A 17,684-nucleotide genomic window follows, 5' to 3' on the forward strand; every position below is an offset into this window, starting at 1 on the left:
TGTGAAAGACCCGCCTTGCCGCTGTCAAAACCTGCTCGTTCATGCATGACATGCATAATCAAGGCACGGCTGCGATGACGCGGCCTTTTTTTGTGTCCACGGAGCAGAGCATGCAAGACGACAAAGGGCTGGCGTGGGTACTGCGCCAGCACGAAAGCAAGATTCTGCAGGACTGGACTGGCGCGCTGCAGGAAGTGCGGCGTCATGGCAGTCCCGGCAGCGGCGACACGCAAGCGCAAGCGCGCAGCTTCCTCGCCGCCTTTGCAGCGGCCATCCGCAGGTCCAGCGACGCCGACATGGCGGGCACCGAATGGGACGACGTGCGGGCGCTGTTGACCGACCTGTCGCGTGACCGTGCCGTGGCCGGCTTCAGCCCCACCGAAACCGCCACCTTTGTCTTCTCGCTGAAGCAGCCCTTGTTCGTGGCGCTGCGCGAGTCGCTGGCCGACGACCCGAAGCGGCTCAGCAGTGAACTCTGGGCCGTCTCGCTGATGCTGGACAAGCTGGGCCTGTTCAGCATCGAGGCGTACCAGAACGGCCGGGAGCAGGTCATCGAGCGGCAGCACCAGGAGCTGCTGGACCTGTCGACGCCGGTGGTCGAGCTCTGGCAGGGCATCCTCGCGCTGCCGCTGATCGGCACGCTGGACAGCGAGCGCACCCAGACCGTGATGGAGAGCCTGCTGGAGGCCATCGTCGAGAAGGAAGCGACCGTGGCGATCCTGGACATCACAGGCGTGCCGACCGTTGACACGCTGGTCGCCCAGCACCTGATGAAGACGGTGGCGGCCGCCCGGCTGATGGGGGCCGAATGCATCATCAGCGGCATCCGCCCGCAGATCGCGCAGACGATTGTTCACCTCGGGGTCAACCTCGACGGTGTCATCACCAAGGCCACCCTGGCCGGCGCGCTGCAGACGGCCTTGCGCAAGACCGGGCAGAGCGTGCAGCGCGCCGAGCCGCTGAAGGTCGGCAACTAGAGGCCGCGCCCGGTGGACCACATTCCCATCCTCAAGGTCGACAGCTTCCTGCTGGTCTCCATCCAGGTCGAGTTGCACGACGAGCTCGCGATGAGCCTGCAGGACGACCTGACCCAGAAGCTGCTGAAGACCAACTCGCACGGCGTGCTGATCGACATCTCGGCGCTGGAGATCGTCGACTCCTACATTGGCCGCATGCTGTCGCAGATCTCGGCCATCGTGGGCATCATGGATGCCACCATGGTGCTGGTCGGCATGCGACCGGCCGTGGCGATCACGCTGGTCGAACTCGGCATGACCATGGCCGGCGTGCGCACGGCGCTGAACGTGGACAAGGGCCTGGCACTGCTGCGGCGTTCTCTGGACGAGCCCGGAAGGATCGTCGCCGCACCGTGACCGACGCTGTCGTGGTCGAGATCCGCACGTCTGAACAAGTCAGCGCGGCCCGCAGGTTGGTGCAGGCACGTGCGATGGCCATCGGCCTGTCGACGCTGGAGATGACCAAATTCGTCACGGCGGCCAGCGAGCTCGCGCGCAATGTGCTCGTGCATGGCGGCGGCGGCACGATGACCATGCGTGACCTGCAGCGCGACGGCAAGCCAGGCCTGCAACTCGATTTCGAGGACCAGGGGCCTGGCATTGCCGACGTGCAGCAGGCGCTGCGCGACGGCTACACCACCGCCAACAGCCTGGGCCTGGGGCTGGGCGGTGCCCAGCGCCTGGTCAATGAATTCGAGATCGTCTCCCGCCCAGGCGCGGGCACGCATGTGCGGATCGTGCAGTGGAAACGACGGTAACCGTCGACGACCACAGCCGCATTGCGGAGGTGCGTCGTGCCGCGGCCCTGCTCGGCCAGACGATGGGCCTGAGCCCTGAGTTGATCGCGCAGGCATCGCTGGTCACGTCCGAGCTGTGCACCAACATCCTCAAGTACGCAGAGCGGGGCGAGGTCTGGCTGAGCACGCTGGCGGCCAATGGCACGGCCTACGGGCTGGACATCGTCGCGCTGGACCGCGGCCCGGGCATTGCCAACTTCGCCGCCGCGGCCAAGGATGGCTTTTCCACCGGTGGCAGCCTGGGCATCGGGCTGGGCACCATGCGCCGCGCTGCCGCGCTGTTCGACATCTACACCGCGCCCGGCCTGGGCACTGCCGTGCTGGTGCGCTTGCAGGAAAAGAAGCTTGCAGCGCCAGGGGACGACGGTTTTGTCGTCGGCAGCCGGATGACGCCGATACGCGGCGAGATCGTGTCGGGCGACAGCTGGTCCTGCCTGCGGTTTGGCCCGTCCATCGCGGTGACGGTGGTCGACGGTCTTGGCCATGGCCCGAAGGCGGCCGAGGCGGCGCACGCCGCGATCGAAACCTTCCACCGCTGCGTGCGCGATGTCGGTCCGGCCCAGGTCGTGCAGCTGGCCCATCAGGCCTTGTTGTCGACACGCGGTGCGGTGATGGCGGTGGCCTGCATCGATGGCGATGCGCAGACGCTGCGCTTTGCCGGCCTGGGCAACATCAGTGCGGTGGTCCACACCCAGGGCGTGGCGGTGCGCCTGAGTTCGAGCGACGGCACGGTCGGCTACGGCGTGCAGAGGGCGCGCGAGTCCTCGGTCGCCTGGGTGCCCCGCTCGACGCTGATCCTCAACACCGATGGCCTGAGCTCCCGCTGGAGCCTGGCCAGGCATCCCGGCCTGCTGGCCTGCCATCCCTTGCTGATTGCGGCCGTGCTGCATCGGGACTTCGCTCGCAACACGGACGACGCCACCGTCGTCGTCATCCAGGGCCAATGATGCAGATCGCTGTTTTGACCGTCAGGATCCAGACCAACCAGAGCCTGGTGATGCTGCGGCATCGGTGTCGCCAGGTCGGCGAGTTGTTCGGCCTCGAAGCCCTGCAGCGCACGCGCCTGACCACGGCCGTGTCGGAGATTGGCCGCAATGCGCTGCAGCATGCCGGTGCCGCCACGGTGAGCTTTCTGGTCGGCGATTCGGCCACCTTGCCGGGCGCGCAATCGGTGCTGATCCGGGTCGCGGACAAGGGCCCCGGCATGCCGGCTTCAATCTGGGCCGATGGCGAGATCGGCGCGCTGCACAGGGCCGGCGGCCTGCACGGCAGCCAGCGCCTGGTGGACGCCTTCTGGATCGAGACCCCGCCTGGCGGTGGGGCCAGCGTGTCGATGGAAATGCTGCTGCCGCGCACGGCGCCCAGGCTGGCGGCCGCCGACATCGGCCAGCGCATCGATGAGCTGCTGCGCTCCCAGCAGCAGAGCCCGCACGAGGAGCTCGAGCAGCAGAACCGCGACATGCTGCACGCGCTGGACGAGTTGCGCCAGCGCAAGCACGACCTGGAACTGGCCGATCAGCGCAAGAACGAATTCGTGGCGATGCTGGCCCATGAGTTGCGCAACCCGCTCGCGGCGATCTCGATGAGCATCGAGGTGATGCGGCGCAAGCGCGACCTCAGCATGGCCGAGGTCGGGAAGTACCGCGACACCATCGGCCGTCAGGCGACCCAGCTCACCAAGCTGGTCAACGACCTGATGGACGTCTCGCGCGTCTCGCGCGGCAAGGTCGAACTGGAGCGCGCCGTGGTCGGCGTCGGCTCGCTGGTGTTCGAAGCCATCGAGATGACGCGGGCCTTTGTCGATGCGAAGCAGCACCGGCTGCGCGTGCCGGCCCTGGACGACGTGGCCTTTGTCGATGTCGACCTGGTGCGCATGAAGCAGGTCATCAGCAACCTGGTGCACAACGCTGCGCGCTACACGCCCGAAGGCGGCCTGATCGAGATCGGCATCACGCCGGCCGACGCGGTGGTGCACATCAGCGTCAAGGACAACGGCGTTGGCATTGATGCACCGATGCTGCCGAAGATCTTCGAGCTGTTCACGCAGGCACCGAACAGCCTGGCGCGAGAAGACGTCGGCCTGGGCATTGGCCTGACCATCGTGCAGCGCATGGCCGCGGACCACGGCGGCAGCATCCGTGCAAGCAGTGCCGGGCTGGGCCTGGGCAGTGAATTCATCCTGACGCTGCCGACCGTTGCCAAGCCCGCGGTCGCAACCGAGGAGCCGCCGTTGTTCGCGCCGGCACCGGAGACCGCCCCGCGACAGCGGCGGCTGCTGCTGGTGGACGACAACGCCGACGCGCTGCAGGCCATGGCCGAGTTGTGCCGGATGCACGGCTACGCCTGCACGGTGGCCAGCGACGGGCCGCAAGGCCTGGCCGCCGCCATCGACCAGCCGCCCGAGATCGCCATCGTCGACATCGGCCTGCCCGGCCTCGATGGCTTTGGCCTGGCGAGCGAGCTGCGCCAACGGTACGGCCCCGACATGACCCTGATCGCCATCAGCGGCTACTCGACGCAGGACACCCGGCTGCGCGCCAAGCAAGCCGGCTTCGACGATTTCCTGGTCAAGCCAATCGACATGCATGCCCTGCTGCTGCGGCTCGCAACAAGCGCTGGCCACGACGCCGGTCAGCCGATGAGGTGAGGTGGCCGGCGCCTCGGGGGCGCTTGTGCCAACACAGGCAGGCCGCATTGGTACGCGAGGCATCTGCGCGGGTTTCGGAGATGACCTCTGGCGGTTACGAGCTGATCAAGCCCCCGCGCCCCCATCCGCATGCCCCAAGAGCGCGAATACCCCGGCAGGGTGTCCGGCACGCAGTTGGTGAACCCGGACTTCGTCGCCTTCGCCCAAGCCTTTGTCGCGCATGCCGAGCGCATCGAACACGAGGTGGACTTCCCCGCGGCATTCGCGCGCGCCAAGGCCTCAGGCAAGGCCGCGATGATCGAGCTGGTGACCGACCGGCTGCAGCTCGGGCCGCAGTCGCGCATGAAGATCGCCTGCTGCCGTCACAACTGCTTGGCCGAGAAGGTGTCGCAGGCGCCGGGGTCGCCCTTGTCGTAGCCGGTGCTGAACCACTTCACGCGCTGGGCGGAGCTGCCGTGGGTGAAGGCGTCGGGCACGACGTGGCCGCGGGACTGTTGTTGCAGGCGGTCGTCGCCAATGGCCGTGGCTGCGCGCAGGGCGGATTCCAGGTCGCCCGGTTGCAGCCAGTGCAGGCGCTGCTGGGCATTGTTGGCCCAGACGCCGGCGTAGCAGTCGGCCTGCAGTTCCATGCGCACGGACAGGCCATTGGCGCCTTCCATGCGGGCGCCGCGCTGGCGTGCCTGGTCGACCTTGGCGGAGGTGCCGAGCAGGCGCTGCACATGGTGGCCGACTTCGTGGGCAATCACGTAAGCCCGCGCAAAGTCGCCGGAGGCCGCGAAGCGGGTTTCCATGTCGTGGAAGAAGCTCAGGTCCAGGTACACGCGCTGGTCGCCCGGGCAGTAGAACGGGCCGACCGCCGACTGGGCGTAGCCGCAGGCGGAGTTCACGCCGCCGTTGAACAGCACCAGCGTCGGGTCGCGGTACTGCTTGCCGCTGGCGCGGAAGATCGCGCCCCAGGTGTCCTCGGTGTCGCCGAGGATGGCGCGCACGAACTCGGTCTGCGGGTTCTTCGCAGCCGGCGAGGTGTGGGCTTCGCGCGGTGGCGGCGCCTGGTGCTGCACGCTGCCGCCGCCGGACATCTGGCCCAGCAGCTGCAGCGGGTTGATGCCGGTGAACAGGCTGATGACCAGCACCACGGCCACGCCGCCAATGCCCAGCCCGGTGCCGCCGCCCACGCGGAAGCCGCCACCGCCGCCGTTGCCACCGTCGTCATCGGCCTCGACCACGTTGTCGCTGCGCCGGCCTCGTTCCCACTCCATCGCGTTCTCCGGTAACCGGCTGCGCGGGGCGCCTGCCGGTGGATCCATCCAGCCCGCATTCTGCGGCAAGGCCGGACATGACAAGGCCCGCGAAAGCGGTCAGTCGCTCGCGCGGGCCTTGGGGTCGGACTGCCGGGCCTGCCGGCAGGCGGTGCGAGAGGCTTACACCTTCATGGCCCGTGCCTGGTCGCGCAGCGCGCGGATCTGGTCATGGTTGCGCTGCGCGCCGTCGGCCTGGCGCTGGACCAGCATGCGGATGTCCGCCGGCAGGTCTTCCTTCAAGGCCTTGCGGTACGCGCCCAGGGCCACGTCCTCGCCGCGCTCGGCTTCTTCGAGCAACGCCAGGTCGGTGTAGCCGGCCAGCGTGCCCTTCACGGCGACCCAGCCGCGGTGCATGGCGCCGCCGGCGGTGCCGCCGTCTTCCGGCGTTTCGCCCATGGTGCGGATCACGCTCTGCAGCTCGGAGGCCGCCTGGCGGCAGTCGGCCGCACGGGTCAGGAAGCTCTGGCGCAGCGCCGCGTCCTTGGCGTGTTCGGCGCAGGCCTGGAAGCCGAATTCGCCGTCCTTGCTGGTTTCAACGAGGCGATCCAGGGTCTTGGTGATGTCATTCTTGTCCATGATGTCCTTCCGGTCTTCGGTTGCGAGATTGCCCGTTGCGGGGCCGCTGTCCCAGGTTCGGCAAGCCGTGTGCCCATCGGCTGCGGGTTGGGGATGGCTGTGGTTCTGAAGGTGTTTTCGGTGGTGTTGGGCGCAGATGGGGCGTGGAATGCTTTGCCGCAGTGCTTACCGCCGGGTTTCGCGCGGCGTTGCTTTTTCTGCCATGGCCCGGCGCAGCGCGGCCAGCAGCGGGCCGGGTGCGCAGGGCTTGCGCAGCACGATGAAGTCCTGCACTTCGGCCAGCGCCGCGCTGTAGCCGCTGATCAGCACCACCGGCAGCGTTGGCCGCTCGCGCCGCAGCATGCGCGCCAGCGTCAGCCCGTCAATGCCGCCCGGCATCACCACGTCGCTGAGCACCGCGTCGAAGGGCTCGTCTTCCAGTTTCTGCAGCGCCTCGGCGGCATTCGCGGCCCAGCTCACTTCGCAGCCATAGCAGCTCAGCAGCAGGCCGGTGGTCTGGCCGAGCTCCTCGTTGTCGTCCACCACCAGCACCCGGGTGCCGGCCATGGGCTCCTCGGTGCCGCCGCGGCGGGCCGGCGCTGCGGCGGCGGTGCGGGCGGCCGGCAGCAGCAGCGAGACGGTGGTGCCCAGCCCCGGCGTGCTGGCCAGCCGTGCCAGCCCGCCGCTTTCCGCACAAAACGCCTGCACCTGGGTCAGGCCCAGCCCTGTGCCTTCGCCCAGCGGCTTGGTGCTGAAGAAGGGCTCGAAGACACGTTCGGCCAGCGCTTCGTCCAGCCCGCAGCCGTCGTCGTCCAGCGTGATCAGCACCGCCCGCGTGGCGCTGGCCGGCAGGCCTGCGCAGTCCTGCGGGCCGGCGTTGCGCGCGCGCAGCCACACGCTGCCTTGCTGGGCCACCGCGTCGCGGGCGTTCAGGGCCAGCTGCACCAGCGCGAGTTCCAGCTCGTCGGGGTCGACCTGCACGGGCCAGGTGCCGGCGGCCACGCTGCAGCGCAGCGTGATGCGCCGGCCCAGCACGCTGCGCAGCACCTCGCCGGATTCGTCCAGCTGCCGCGCCAGGTCCACCGGCAGCGGCTGCAGCGGGTGGCGGTCCGACAGGTGCAGCAGGCGCTGGGTCAGCCGGCTGCCGCTGTCGACCGAGCGCAGGATGGCCGCCAGCGGCTGTGCCACCGGGCTCTGCGGCGGCGCCAGCCGGCCGATCAGGTGGGCGCTGTTGCTGATCACGCCCAGCAGGTTGTTCACGTCGTGCGCCACGCCGGCAGCGAGCCGGCCCAGCGTGTCCAGCCGCTGGCGCTGGGTGGCCCGCTGCTCGGCTTCGCGAGCAAGGGCTTGGGCAGCTTCCAGCCTTTGCTGCAACTGTTGCTGGGCCTCCCGCGAGGCTGCGGCGGCCAGGGCCAGCGCGCCCAGTTGCTCGTCCAGCGCGGCCAGGCCGGTGCCGCCGGCCGGCAGCGGCAGGCCGGCCTGCAGCGCGCGCAGGCTGGCCTGCAGCCGGCGCAGCGGCTGCGTCAAGCGCCGCTGGCCCCACCACGCCAGCCACCAGGCCAGCGCCATAGCGGCCAGCGGCCAGTAGATGGCGGAGTGCTTGCCGGCGGAAAGGCCAGGCGGGCCGGCCGCGGCGCTGGCGCCCATCCACCAGGTCAAGGCCAGGCCTGCGGGCAGCAGCAAGGCGCCCAGCAGCCACCAGGGTCGGTTACGGATCAACGGAAACAGCATGGCGCTTGGACTTTCCCAGCCAGGTCTCTGCAGCGGGGCCGGCGTGCGTGCGCAGCCCCTGGCTTGCCAGGGCGAACGGCGTGCCTGCGTTGCCGTCGCCCAAAGCGTGGTAAACCCCGCCCCGATGACCCGCCCACCGCCGCCTTTGCCGCCCTGCGCCGACCCTGCCCGCGAAGCACCGCCGCCACCGGTGTTGCCTGCCGGGCCGCTGCTGGCGCTGCTGGGCCACGAGTTGCGCGGCCCGCTGGGGGTGATTTCGAACGCCGCCCACCTGCTGGACCGCGGCGGCGAACAGCCTCGGCTGCGGGCCGACGCGGTGGCGCTGCTGCACCGCCAGACCGCCCGGCTGCAAGCCTTGCTGGACGAATTGCAGGCGCTTGGCGATTTGTGCAGCCAGGCGCCGCCGTCCTCGGCCCCCGAGCCGCGGCCGCCACCGGTGGCACTGGCCGAGGCGGTGCAGGCGGTGCTGGCGAGCCTGCAGCCGCTGGCACACCCGCTGGTGCTGGCCTTGCCGGCGGAAGCCCTGCTGCTGCGGGTGTCTCCCGGCCGGCTGGCGCTGATGCTGGGCAACCTGCTGCGCCACGCCTTGCAGGGCGCCACCGGCCCGGCGCGGCTGGGCGCCAGCGCGCTGCAAGGCCAGGCCTGCATCGTGCTGCAGGTGCCGGCTGGCCCCGGCGGCGCCGAGCCGTCCCTGGCCTTCGACTGGGCCGGCAGACCCGCGGCGACAGGGCTGGCAGCCGGCAGCGGCGTTGCCCAGCGCCTGGGCCTGCCGCTGGTGCGCCACCTGGCGCAGGCCGAGGGCGGCAGGGCCGAGGCCGAAGCAGGCCCGCAGGGCACCTGCTTCAGGCTCTGGCTGCCGCTGGGCTGAGCCGGGCGTCATCGGGCGTCGTCGGGCTTCTGGCCGCCCTGAAGACGCGTTCCCCGCCTACAAGCCGCGGGGCCAAAGCCGCGTAAAAAACGGGTTGTGCATCCCCAGATGCAGCGTGGCCGTGCGTGGCGACGCTGCCCATGGCGCAACCTTGCACGCCGGTAGCGCCCCTTGTTTTCTTGAGAGCGACCCCCCGTGGCCCATGTCCTGATTGTTGATGACGATGTAGACGCTGCGACCTCGCTGCGCGCGCTGGTGGCGAGCGAACACTTCACCGTTTCGCTGGCGCATTCGCTGGCCGAGGCGCGGCGCCAGCTGGCGCTGCAGCGGCCCGACATCGTGCTGCTGGACCTGCAGCTGCCCGACGGCAGCGGCCTGGAGCTGTTCAGCTCCGATGCGCAGCTGGTGGCGCGCTCGGAAGTGGTGCTGGTGACCGGCCACGCCAGCCTGGACACCTCCATCCAGGCGCTGCGCGTGGGCGCGGCGGACTACCTCGTCAAGCCCATCGGCATGAAGCAGTTGCAAGGCGTGCTGTCTCGTTACATGAAGCCGGCGGTGCTGCAGGCCGAGGTGGCCGACCTGAACGACGAGCTGGCCCGCAGCGGCCATTTCGGCAGCCTGTGGGGCCGCTCGCCGGCCATGCAGCGGGTCTACCAGCAGATTGCCCGCGTGGCCGGCACCGGCATCACCGTCTTCGTGACAGGCGAGAGCGGCACCGGCAAGGAAGTCGTGGCGCAGACGGTGCACGAGCTGAGCCGGCGGCGCAAGAAGCCGTTCCTGGCGGTCAACTGCGGCGCCATCTCGCCCACGCTGTTCGAGAGCGAGATCTTTGGCCACGAGAAGGGCAGCTTCACTGGCGCCGAGCGCCAGCATCAGGGCTTCTTCGAGCGCGCCAGCGGCGGCACGCTGTTCCTGGACGAGATCACCGAGATGCCGATGGAACTGCAGGTCAAGCTGCTGCGCGTGCTGGAGACCGGGCGCTTCATGCGGGTGGGCGCCACCCAGGCGCAGGAGACCGATGTGCGCGTCATCGCCGCGTCCAACCGGCCGCCGCTGCAGGCCGTGGCCGAAGGGAAGCTGCGCGAAGACCTGTATTACCGGCTCAACGTGTTCCCGATCGCGCTGCCGCCGCTGCGCGAGCGGCTGAGCGACGTGCCCTTGCTGGCCGAGCAGTTCCTGGCCCGCATCGGCGAGGAAGAAGGTGCGCAGCGCCGCTTCACGCCGCGGGCGCTGGAGCGCCTGTCCGCCTACCGCTGGCCGGGCAATGTGCGTGAGCTGCGCAACGTGGTGCAACGCGCCTATGTGATGGCGCTGGACGAGGACATCGACGAGGAATGGCTGCCGGCCGCCGATGCGCCCGCGCCGCACGCGCTGGCCGATGTCGTGCCGGCCCCGTCTGCCGCACTGCTGCACGACCCGGCCGCTGGCGAGCAGATCGTGGTGCCGGTCGGCAGCTCGATGGCCCAGGCCGAGAAGGCCTTGATCCTGGCCACGCTGCGCCACTTCCACCACCACAAGGAACGCACCGCGGCCGTGCTCGGCATCAGCCTGAAGACGCTTTACAACCGGCTCAAGGACTATGCGGCCGAGTCCGGCGCCGCTGCCGGTTCACCGACCGCCGACAAGGCCGAGCCTTCGACCGCGGCAGAAGCGGTGGCGGCCGACACCGAGCCGGCGGACGAGGACGACGGCTCGGCCGCGTTGCGCGCCTGAGCCTGCAGCAGCATGGCAGCCACCCGCTCCAGCCGGCCTGGGCGCGCGGCTGGGCAACACCCCGGCGATCTGCCGCAAGAGCCATGTGCACCCCGCGGTGCTGGCGCTGTGCGAAGCCGAGGCTGCATGCGAGCTGTTGGCGAGCGACTGGCTGCAATCGCCCCCGCCGCAGCGTGGCCTGAGCCTGGCCGAGCGGCAGTTGATGGCCCTGCTGGCGCATGAGGCAGCGCCGCTGAAGGGCCAGGCCGGCACATCGCTTGCCCGGCACAAGGGCAAGCTTCGCCGTAGAAAGGGCAGGACATGAGCACCACCAGCAGCACGAGCAACACCGAGCATCCCACCAGCTTTGGCGTCTTCAAACCGGTGGGCCATGTCGTGATCTCGTTTCCTTCCGCCGACCAGGCCCAGGCCGCGCGCGCGGCCATCGAGCAGACCGGGCTGCCGCCAGGCGATGTGCACTTCTACACCGCCCGCGCGATGCTGCAGCAGATCGAGCACGACCTGGCCTGCGCCAGCAGCATCGCTGCCATCGGCCAGGAGCTGAACCTGATCAAGGCCCACCAGGCGCTGGCCGAGCGCGGCTACCACTGGCTGGTCGTCAAGGCCAAGGGCACGGACCACGCCCGCGAGATCGCGGACCTGGTCAAGCCCCTGGGCGCAGAGCGGGCCCAGCTCTATGGCCGTTTCATCATCGAAGAGATGATCGAACACGAGGGTGACATGCCGCAGGTGGCCGAGTCGCCCGACCGCGGGCTGGACGCGCAGACGCCTTCTGGCAACGAGCGCGAGCGTGCCGCAATGCGCCCGGCAGAGCCGGCATTGGCCAAAACCGGAGATCGCTGATGGCGCATGTCGAAGTGCCGGATGACGCCTGGGCCGCTTCTGGTGCCGGTCCTGCTGCTGCAGGCGTGCCGCGGCTGCTCCCGCTGGCGCTCGGTGCCGCGGCGGCGCTGGGCACCTTGTGGCTGTGGCAGCGCCAGGCCCGGGCTGAGGCACCTGCGAGCGCCGGCGCGGCCAGCGGCGAGCCAAGCAGCCCGCCGGCCATCGCGGTGCGCAGCGTGCCCTCGGTCGACCTGAAGCGCTACCAGGGCACCTGGTACGAGGTGGCGCGGCTGCCCCTGGCTTTCGAGGCCAGCTGCGTGGGCCAGCCCACTGCGAACTACCGCCTGGAAGGTGAGCGCATGGTGGTGTTGAACCGCTGCGCGGGCGCCAACGGCGAGCTGCGTGAAGCCCTGGGCGTGGCCAGGGTCGTGCCTGGCAGCGGCAATGCGCAGCTCAAGGTCAGCTTCGCGCCGGGCTGGCTGCGCTGGCTGCCCATGGTCTGGGCCGACTACTGGGTGCTGGAGCTGGACGCGGACTACCAGGTCGCGCTGATCGGCACCCCTTCGCGCGACCACCTGTGGGTGCTTGCGCGCCAGCCGCAAGTTTCGCAGGCGGCATTGCGGGCGCTGACCCGCCGGGCCAAGGCCATGGGTTTTGCCACCCATCAGCTGCAGTACGCCACCGCACCCTGAACCGCGCGCAAGAGGCGCTCGAATCTTTCGCATCGGCCGAGAGGCCAAGGAGACACACATGGGACGCAGCAGCTTGCTGGGTGTTGAACAAGCAGATCTCGAGTCCGAAGGACACGACAACGCTGCGCTGGGCCCGAGCGACAGCTCCGACAGCGGCAGCGACATGGTCGGCGTGGACGAGCTGGGCGACGGTGATCCGAACGAGCCGGTGGACGTGGCGCTGGGCCGCGACCTCGAACGCCCGTTGATGCCGGTCGACAGCCTGAACGGCGCCACCAGCGACCGCGGCGGCTCGGGTGAGCGCCGCAGCGCCGGCTCCGATGCCGGCGAGGAGGCCAGCGACATCTCGGTCGACCGTGTCTTCAGCACTGGCGACGCCAGTGACGCCGACCAGGACGCCGCACTCGAAGACGCGCTGGACCAGGCCGTCTACGAAGACGTGCTGGACGACGAAGACGTTGCCGACGAGGAGGACGAGGCCATCGCCAACGAGGACCTGGCCATCATTGCCCGCAGCGAGCGCGAGATGATGGGCGAGGACAAGGAGGACGAGTCTGCCGACCCGGTGGGCGATGGCCACTCCGATGCCGAAGCCGCCGCGAAGACCGCGCCGCATGCCAAGCCGGCACAAAAGCCGCTGCCGGCCAAGGCTGCAGGCGGCAAGCCATTGAAGACGAAGAAGTGAAGAAGTGAGCCAGGGCTGAAGCGGCCGCGCAGGGCGCTTCAGCGGGCCAGCGTCACCTCACATCGCGTGGCGCTCGCCCGCATGCTGCAGGCAGGCCTGCGCGCACAGCTTGCACGCCTCGCGGCAGCGGATGCAGTGCTCGTGCTCGTGCTTGCCGCATTCCTCGGCGCAGGCCGTGCACACATGGGCGCACAGCGCGCAGAAGTCGCCGTGGTGCACCGAGCCCCGCGCCAGCGCGCCCAGCGTGGCGCTGCAGATCGCCGCGCAGTCCAGGTTGATGAGGATGCAGGCGGCCATCATCGGGTCGCCGTCACGCGCGTCTTCCGCGGCGCAGTTTTCGCAGGCACGGCGCGCGGCCTCGCAAGCCGTGATGCAGGCGCTCAGGTCCTCGCTCGGAGGGGTCAGGGGGTCGACGGTGGGCATTGCTTGTTCCTCGAAAAGCCAGGGAGATGGCTTGGAGCTGGCAAGCGATGTGCCCCGAGGTGGCTTCAGGCCTGGGCGGCCATCGAAAGGGTCGGAAGGGTCGGAGTGATGTGGCCCAGCGCCTGCTTCACATAGCTGTCCTTCTCACCCACCGGTGCCACGTAGTGCAGCGCGCTCGCTGCCGCGTCCAGGCCTTCGCTGCGCGCGATGACCCAGGCTGCGAGATAGGCCGAGGCCATGCAGCCGCCAGCTGTCGCCAGGTTGCCCTGTGCGGTGAACGCCTGGTTCAGCACTTCCACGCCGGCCGCCTGCACCCAGGGCTTGCTGGTCAGGTCGGTGCAGGCGGGTACGCGGCCCAGCAGCCCCAGCCTGGCCAGCACCAGCGTGCCCGAGCACTGCGCGCCCAGCAGCTGGCGGGCAGGGTCCAGCTGCAGCGAGGCCATCAGCGCCGCGTCTTCCACCACCTCGCGGGTTTTCATGCCGCTGCCCACCAGCACCGCATCGGCCGCATTGGCCTCTTCCATCGTGCACTGGCGGTGCAGCACCACGCCATTCATGGAGGTCACGGTCTGTGTCGGGCTGGCCAGCGAGACACGCCAGCCGGGCCGCTTCACGCGGTTCAGCAGGCCCAGTGCGATCAGCGAATCCAGCTCGTTGAAGCCGTCGAAGGTGAGGATGGCGATGTGCATGGGCGCAATCTAGCCGATGGGCGCAGGCCGGCCCAGACACAGTGGCCGCCGCCTCGCACCGGTACAGCGAGGTTTGCTGCTCAGGCGGCCAGCAGTTGCCGCCACTCCGCCGGTTCGCGGAACAGGTGCTGCGGCTGCTCGGCCGCCAGCTCCGCGTGCGAGCCGTGGCCCCACAGCACGCCGGCACCATGCAGCCCGTTGCGCCGCGCGGCGGTCAGGTCCACCGCCCGGTCGCCCACCATCACCGCCGGGCCGCGGATCACGCCGCGCTCGCGCAGCGCGGCGATCTGCTGCCACTTCTGCACGCCGATGTCGCCACCGCTGACAAAGCCGAAGAAGTGCCGCAGCCCGAACATCTCGAGGATCTGCTCGGCGAAGTCCACCCGCTTGGAGGTGCACACACCCATGGCCACGCCCGCATCCGCCAGCACCTGCAGTGCCTCGGGCACGCCGCCGTACAGCGTGTTCTCGGCATAGCCCAGCTCGCCGTAGCGCTCGCGGTACTTCGCCACCAGGCTGGCCACCAGCGCAGGGTCCGCGCCACCCGGCAACCTGCCGAAACTCTCGTCCAGCGGCGGCCCGATCCAGGCTGGTACCTCGTGTGGCTGCAGCGGCGCATGGCCGTGGTGCAGCAGTGCATGGTTGATCGAGCGGCCAATGCCCACCGCCGGGTCGCTCAGCGTGCCGTCAAGGTCGAACAGGATCAGGTCGTAGGGCATGTGTCCTGGCTTTCAGGCGGACTTCTGCGCCAGCTGCTGCGCCGCGCGCAGGCGCCGCATGATGGGCTCGTTCAGCTCGCGCGCCATCTTGTTCCAGCGCTGGGTGATCTTGTCCAACTCGGTCTGCAGGCGGGCGGCGGTCGAAGCGTCGCCAATGGCGAGGGTCCAGATCATGTATTCGGCGTAGGCTTCGAAGGTGCCGTGTGTGGTCACGGCGTTTTCGAACTCGCTGCGGGCTTCGCTGGCACGTGCGGTGCCGGCCAGGCAGCGCGCGGTGAGCAGGGCGACCTGGTCGCGGCGGAAGCCGGCGTCGCGCTGACGGATGTCCGCCAGGTGCGCCAGCGCTTCAGGGTAGCGCTGGCATTCGGTGAAGGCCCGCGCGGCGCCGAACTTGATCTCCAGGTCGGAGGCAAACGGGCCCTTCAGGCAAGCTTCGTAGAGCTTGGCGGCCTCCTCGGCCTGCTCGTTGTCCAGCAGCGCGGCGGCCAGGCGCATCTGGTTCTGCGCGGTGGGCGTCTCTTCCAGCCGGGCGCGGGCTTCGCGCACTTCGCGCGTCGGGTCCAGCGCCCTGGCGGCAGCGGACACGGCCCGCATTGCGCCGCGCTCGAGCCGTGAGTTCGGCAGGTAGACCGCGAACAGGTAGACCAGGCTGCCCAGCAGCGGGAACGCGAACAGGATGAACAGCCAGTACAGCTGCTGGCCCGAGCGGACCACGTGGTAGGCGCAGAAAAGCGCCAGCAGGATGTGCAGGCCCAGGCCGGCAAATGGCATTTGAAGACTCCCTCGATGGCCTGCGCGCCGAGCGCCGGGGCCTGTATTCATGGTGGTGGGGGCAGGTCTGCGCCTGCCTGAATCCGTGCGCGTTCCGCGCATGCGCGCGAGACGGCCGCGATTTTGCGGCATTCCACCACCTGCGCCGATCCCCAAGCCGAGGGAGGCCTGGCCGGCGCCTGGTTCAGCGCAGCGGCGTGCGCGCCAGCCGCTTGGCGTTGGCCACCGCCTTGCGGTGCACCGGCCGCAGGCCCTGGCCCAGCACCGAGAGGGCTGCACCGTGCATCTGGCTGGCCAGCGCGCCCATCGAGGCCTGGCCCCAGCCAGCGGGCGACCACATGCCCATCACCGAGGTGGCCAGCGCCTGCTGGGTGCGAATGCTTTCCATGGCCATGGCCGACCAGGAGGCAAAAAATGCCGTGCTCTTCTCACTCATCATCTGGCTCATTTCACGCTGGTCGCGCGCCGAAGGCGACGGGCCGGCCAGCGCCATGCGGGTCAGGCGGTGCGCCATCACCTGCGGCACGGCCATGGCCAGCTCCGCGGACTGGGTGGCCAGGGAGTGGGTCTTGCGACTGTGGCGGGTGTTCATGGCGGCGGCTTTCTGGAGTGGGCGGGGCAGCGCCCGGTTCAATGCATGCTATGCCATCGCCGCATGGGCTGCTGGGCGAGATGAACCGGCGCCAGGCTGCCATGGCAAGCGGCGGGCCGGCGGCGGTTGTGCCAGCCGCCGAAGTGCCAAGCCAGCCTCACACGTCCAGCCGGAAACCCAGGTCCAGCTCGCTCGCTGGCACGCCCCGCAGCCCCCAGTTGTCCATCGGTGGCTCCTGCAGCACGATGGCCACGTCTGCCGGTGCAATGCCCAGTTCGCCAAAGCGGCGGGTGATGGCCTGGTAGAGCACACGTTTGGCGTTCAGCGAGCGGCCAGGGAACATCTGGATCTCGACCAGCGTGTAGTTCTCGGTCTTGGGCGGCGCCACCGAGAAATGCGCCGGCGAGTGCTCGACGTAGCGAATCTGCCTGTCATCTTCCGGCACCTTCAGCGCCTCGCGCAGGGCTTGGTACACAGCCTCGATCAAGGCTTGCACTTCCTCAGGGGGCCGGCTGCGGCGAACTTCGATCTTGGCGAATGGCATGTTGCGAGACAGCGCGAAGTTGTGATGCGCCCGGCATGTTGGCTCATTTTTTGTTGACGTGTGAGGCGCCTTCCTACAGCCGGATGCGGCGCGCAGGTGGCGGCGAGTGCCCGGTGGCTGGCCAGAATGCCGGCATGAGCATCGTGCCAGCTTCCTTATCGACCCTGGGCACGAACCCGGAGGTCAGCGCGTTGCCGCTGGCTGTGGTCCTCAATCCGCGCTCCGGTCGCGAGCCTTTGGCGCAGCGACTGTCGGTGCTGCGTCGGCTGTTCGCCGAGGCGGGGCGGCAGCATGCGTTTTTCATGGCCGAGCGGGGTGCGGACCTGCCCAGGCAGGCCGCGCTGGCGCTGGGCTGGGCCAAGGCGCGCCAGGGGGCCGTGATCGCGGCCGGCGGAGACGGCACGATCAACGCGGTGGTGCAGACGGTGCTGCCCAGCGGCCTGCCGTTTGGCGTACTGCCGCAGGGCACCTTCAACTACTTCGGCCGGGCGCATGGCATTCCGGCCAACACCGAGCAGGCGGCTCGGCGGCTGCTGCAGGCCCAGCCGCGGCCCATCCAGGTCGGCCTGCTGAACGACCGCGCTTTCCTGGTCAATGCCAGCCTGGGCCTTTACCCGCGGCTGCTGGAAGACCGCGAGGCCTACAAGCGGCACTATGGGCGCAACCGCATCGTGGCGCTGTTTGCCGCGCTCGCCACGGTGCTGAGCCGGCGTGGGCAATGGCTGATCGAGATCGAACAGGGCGGCCAGCGCCGCAGCGCGCGCACCAGCACGCTGTTCGTCGGCAACAACCGGCTGCAGCTGGACCAGGTCGGCATCGAGGAAGGCGCGCTGCTGGACCAGGACCGGCTGGCCGCGGTGATGGTCGACCCGGTGGGCCCGCTGGCGCTGCTGGGCCTGGGGCTGCGTGGTGCGCTCGGCCGGCTCGGTGGTTCCGACCACGTTGGCAGTTTCGGTTTCCGCCAGCTGACTGTGCGACCCGCGCGCGGCAGCGACAAGGCGCGGCTCAAGGTGGCGATCGACGGCGAGGTGATGCACATGCAGACGCCGCTGGTCTTCCGCGTCAGTCCGCAGCCCCTTCGGTTGCTGTGGGACGGCCAAGGGCCGGCGTCATGATCGT

The 17,684-nt window shown here is 69.6% G+C and carries 22 protein-coding genes; 13 read left to right on the forward strand and 9 right to left on the reverse strand.

Annotated elements, in window-relative coordinates:
* The first annotated feature begins 110 nt into the window (after positions 1–110).
* The 6 genes from LRH25_RS03000 (at position 111) to LRH25_RS03025 (ending at position 4,877) form a co-directional block, all read left to right on the forward strand.
* On the forward strand, positions 111–977 hold the full coding sequence (locus tag LRH25_RS03000; RefSeq protein WP_141288071.1) for an STAS domain-containing protein: 867 nt from the start codon (positions 111–113) through the stop codon (positions 975–977).
* 12 nt (positions 978–989) lie between these two features.
* Positions 990–1,373 (forward strand): STAS domain-containing protein, encoded by a 384-nt coding sequence (locus LRH25_RS03005; protein ID WP_141288070.1) that lies wholly within the window; start codon positions 990–992, stop codon positions 1,371–1,373.
* Entirely contained in the window at positions 1,370–1,774 is a 405-nt protein-coding gene (locus tag LRH25_RS03010; protein WP_231010142.1) for an anti-sigma regulatory factor, read from the forward strand. Before LRH25_RS03005 ends, LRH25_RS03010 begins: the two co-directional genes overlap by 4 nt.
* Positions 1,759–2,760, forward strand: a complete 1,002-nt coding sequence (locus LRH25_RS32955; protein ID WP_141288069.1) for a SpoIIE family protein phosphatase — start codon at positions 1,759–1,761, stop codon at positions 2,758–2,760. Before LRH25_RS03010 ends, LRH25_RS32955 begins: the two co-directional genes overlap by 16 nt.
* Complete coding sequence (locus tag LRH25_RS03020; RefSeq protein WP_170200898.1) at positions 2,760–4,460, forward strand: ATP-binding response regulator; 1,701 nt, start codon at positions 2,760–2,762, stop codon at positions 4,458–4,460. Before LRH25_RS32955 ends, LRH25_RS03020 begins: the two co-directional genes overlap by 1 nt.
* Before the next feature lie 129 nt (positions 4,461–4,589).
* Positions 4,590–4,877: a thiamine pyrophosphate-dependent enzyme gene (locus tag LRH25_RS03025; RefSeq protein ID WP_141288067.1), complete on the forward strand. Its 288-nt coding sequence runs from the start codon at positions 4,590–4,592 to the stop codon at positions 4,875–4,877.
* On the opposite strand, the gene ypfJ is transcribed toward LRH25_RS03025, so the two are convergent.
* From ypfJ to LRH25_RS03040, 3 genes are all read right to left on the reverse strand, one after another.
* Positions 4,823–5,719: a KPN_02809 family neutral zinc metallopeptidase gene (ypfJ, locus tag LRH25_RS03030; RefSeq protein WP_141288066.1), complete on the reverse strand. Its 897-nt coding sequence runs from the start codon at positions 5,717–5,719 to the stop codon at positions 4,823–4,825. The two genes, LRH25_RS03025 and ypfJ, sit on opposite strands and share 55 nt — an antisense overlap.
* Before the next feature lie 162 nt (positions 5,720–5,881).
* Positions 5,882–6,337, reverse strand: a complete 456-nt coding sequence (locus LRH25_RS03035) for a PA2169 family four-helix-bundle protein (protein ID WP_170200897.1) — start codon at positions 6,335–6,337, stop codon at positions 5,882–5,884.
* Between the two features lie 165 nt (positions 6,338–6,502).
* The gene (locus LRH25_RS03040) at positions 6,503–8,047 is read right to left on the reverse strand and encodes a response regulator (RefSeq protein ID WP_231010143.1); all 1,545 of its coding nucleotides are present in this window, start codon (positions 8,045–8,047) and stop codon (positions 6,503–6,505) included.
* A gap of 124 nt (positions 8,048–8,171) precedes the next feature.
* On the opposite strand from LRH25_RS03040, the gene LRH25_RS03045 reads away from it, so the two are divergent.
* From LRH25_RS03045 to LRH25_RS03070, 6 genes are all read left to right on the forward strand, one after another.
* A complete protein-coding gene (locus LRH25_RS03045; RefSeq protein ID WP_231010144.1) occupies positions 8,172–8,915 on the forward strand; it encodes a sensor histidine kinase in 744 nt (247 codons plus the stop codon).
* Positions 8,916–9,110: 195 nt separating this feature from the next.
* On the forward strand, positions 9,111–10,628 hold the full coding sequence (locus LRH25_RS03050; RefSeq protein ID WP_231010145.1) for a sigma-54-dependent transcriptional regulator: 1,518 nt from the start codon (positions 9,111–9,113) through the stop codon (positions 10,626–10,628).
* A gap of 85 nt (positions 10,629–10,713) precedes the next feature.
* The gene (locus LRH25_RS03055) at positions 10,714–10,932 is read left to right on the forward strand and encodes a hypothetical protein (protein ID WP_231010146.1); all 219 of its coding nucleotides are present in this window, start codon (positions 10,714–10,716) and stop codon (positions 10,930–10,932) included.
* Positions 10,929–11,471: a hypothetical protein gene (locus tag LRH25_RS03060; RefSeq protein WP_231010147.1), complete on the forward strand. Its 543-nt coding sequence runs from the start codon at positions 10,929–10,931 to the stop codon at positions 11,469–11,471. Before LRH25_RS03055 ends, LRH25_RS03060 begins: the two co-directional genes overlap by 4 nt.
* Entirely contained in the window at positions 11,471–12,142 is a 672-nt protein-coding gene (locus LRH25_RS03065) for a lipocalin family protein (RefSeq protein ID WP_231010148.1), read from the forward strand. The genes LRH25_RS03060 and LRH25_RS03065 overlap by 1 nt, the downstream gene beginning before the upstream one ends.
* A gap of 58 nt (positions 12,143–12,200) precedes the next feature.
* Positions 12,201–12,827, forward strand: coding sequence for a hypothetical protein (locus LRH25_RS03070; protein WP_141290320.1), 627 nt, complete (start codon positions 12,201–12,203; stop codon positions 12,825–12,827).
* 57 nt (positions 12,828–12,884) lie between these two features.
* Here the strand turns inward: LRH25_RS03070 and LRH25_RS03075 are convergent, their stop codons facing one another.
* The 6 genes from LRH25_RS03075 to LRH25_RS03100 form a co-directional block, all read right to left on the reverse strand.
* Complete coding sequence (locus LRH25_RS03075) at positions 12,885–13,250, reverse strand: four-helix bundle copper-binding protein (protein WP_141290319.1); 366 nt, start codon at positions 13,248–13,250, stop codon at positions 12,885–12,887.
* Between the two features lie 65 nt (positions 13,251–13,315).
* The gene (locus tag LRH25_RS03080) at positions 13,316–13,939 is read right to left on the reverse strand and encodes a DJ-1/PfpI family protein (RefSeq protein WP_141290318.1); all 624 of its coding nucleotides are present in this window, start codon (positions 13,937–13,939) and stop codon (positions 13,316–13,318) included.
* 80 nt (positions 13,940–14,019) lie between these two features.
* The gene (locus tag LRH25_RS03085) at positions 14,020–14,658 is read right to left on the reverse strand and encodes an HAD family hydrolase (RefSeq protein ID WP_141290317.1); all 639 of its coding nucleotides are present in this window, start codon (positions 14,656–14,658) and stop codon (positions 14,020–14,022) included.
* A 12-nt stretch (positions 14,659–14,670) separates the two neighbouring features.
* The gene (locus LRH25_RS03090) at positions 14,671–15,429 is read right to left on the reverse strand and encodes a hypothetical protein (RefSeq protein WP_231010149.1); all 759 of its coding nucleotides are present in this window, start codon (positions 15,427–15,429) and stop codon (positions 14,671–14,673) included.
* A 184-nt stretch (positions 15,430–15,613) separates the two neighbouring features.
* Entirely contained in the window at positions 15,614–16,021 is a 408-nt protein-coding gene (locus tag LRH25_RS03095; RefSeq protein WP_141288634.1) for a polyhydroxyalkanoate granule-associated phasin, read from the reverse strand.
* A 157-nt stretch (positions 16,022–16,178) separates the two neighbouring features.
* Positions 16,179–16,565 (reverse strand): tautomerase family protein, encoded by a 387-nt coding sequence (locus LRH25_RS03100; RefSeq protein WP_141288633.1) that lies wholly within the window; start codon positions 16,563–16,565, stop codon positions 16,179–16,181.
* Positions 16,566–16,699: 134 nt separating this feature from the next.
* On the opposite strand from LRH25_RS03100, the gene LRH25_RS03105 reads away from it, so the two are divergent.
* Positions 16,700–17,680 carry a diacylglycerol/lipid kinase family protein gene (locus tag LRH25_RS03105; RefSeq protein ID WP_141288632.1) on the forward strand — a complete coding sequence of 327 codons (981 nt, stop codon included), beginning with the start codon at positions 16,700–16,702 and terminating at the stop codon, positions 17,678–17,680.
* The last annotated feature ends 4 nt before the right edge of the window (positions 17,681–17,684 follow it).

The organism is Ideonella azotifigens (assembly GCF_021043325.1).
In the GTDB taxonomy this organism is placed as follows: domain Bacteria; phylum Pseudomonadota; class Gammaproteobacteria; order Burkholderiales; family Burkholderiaceae_C; genus Ideonella; species Ideonella azotifigens.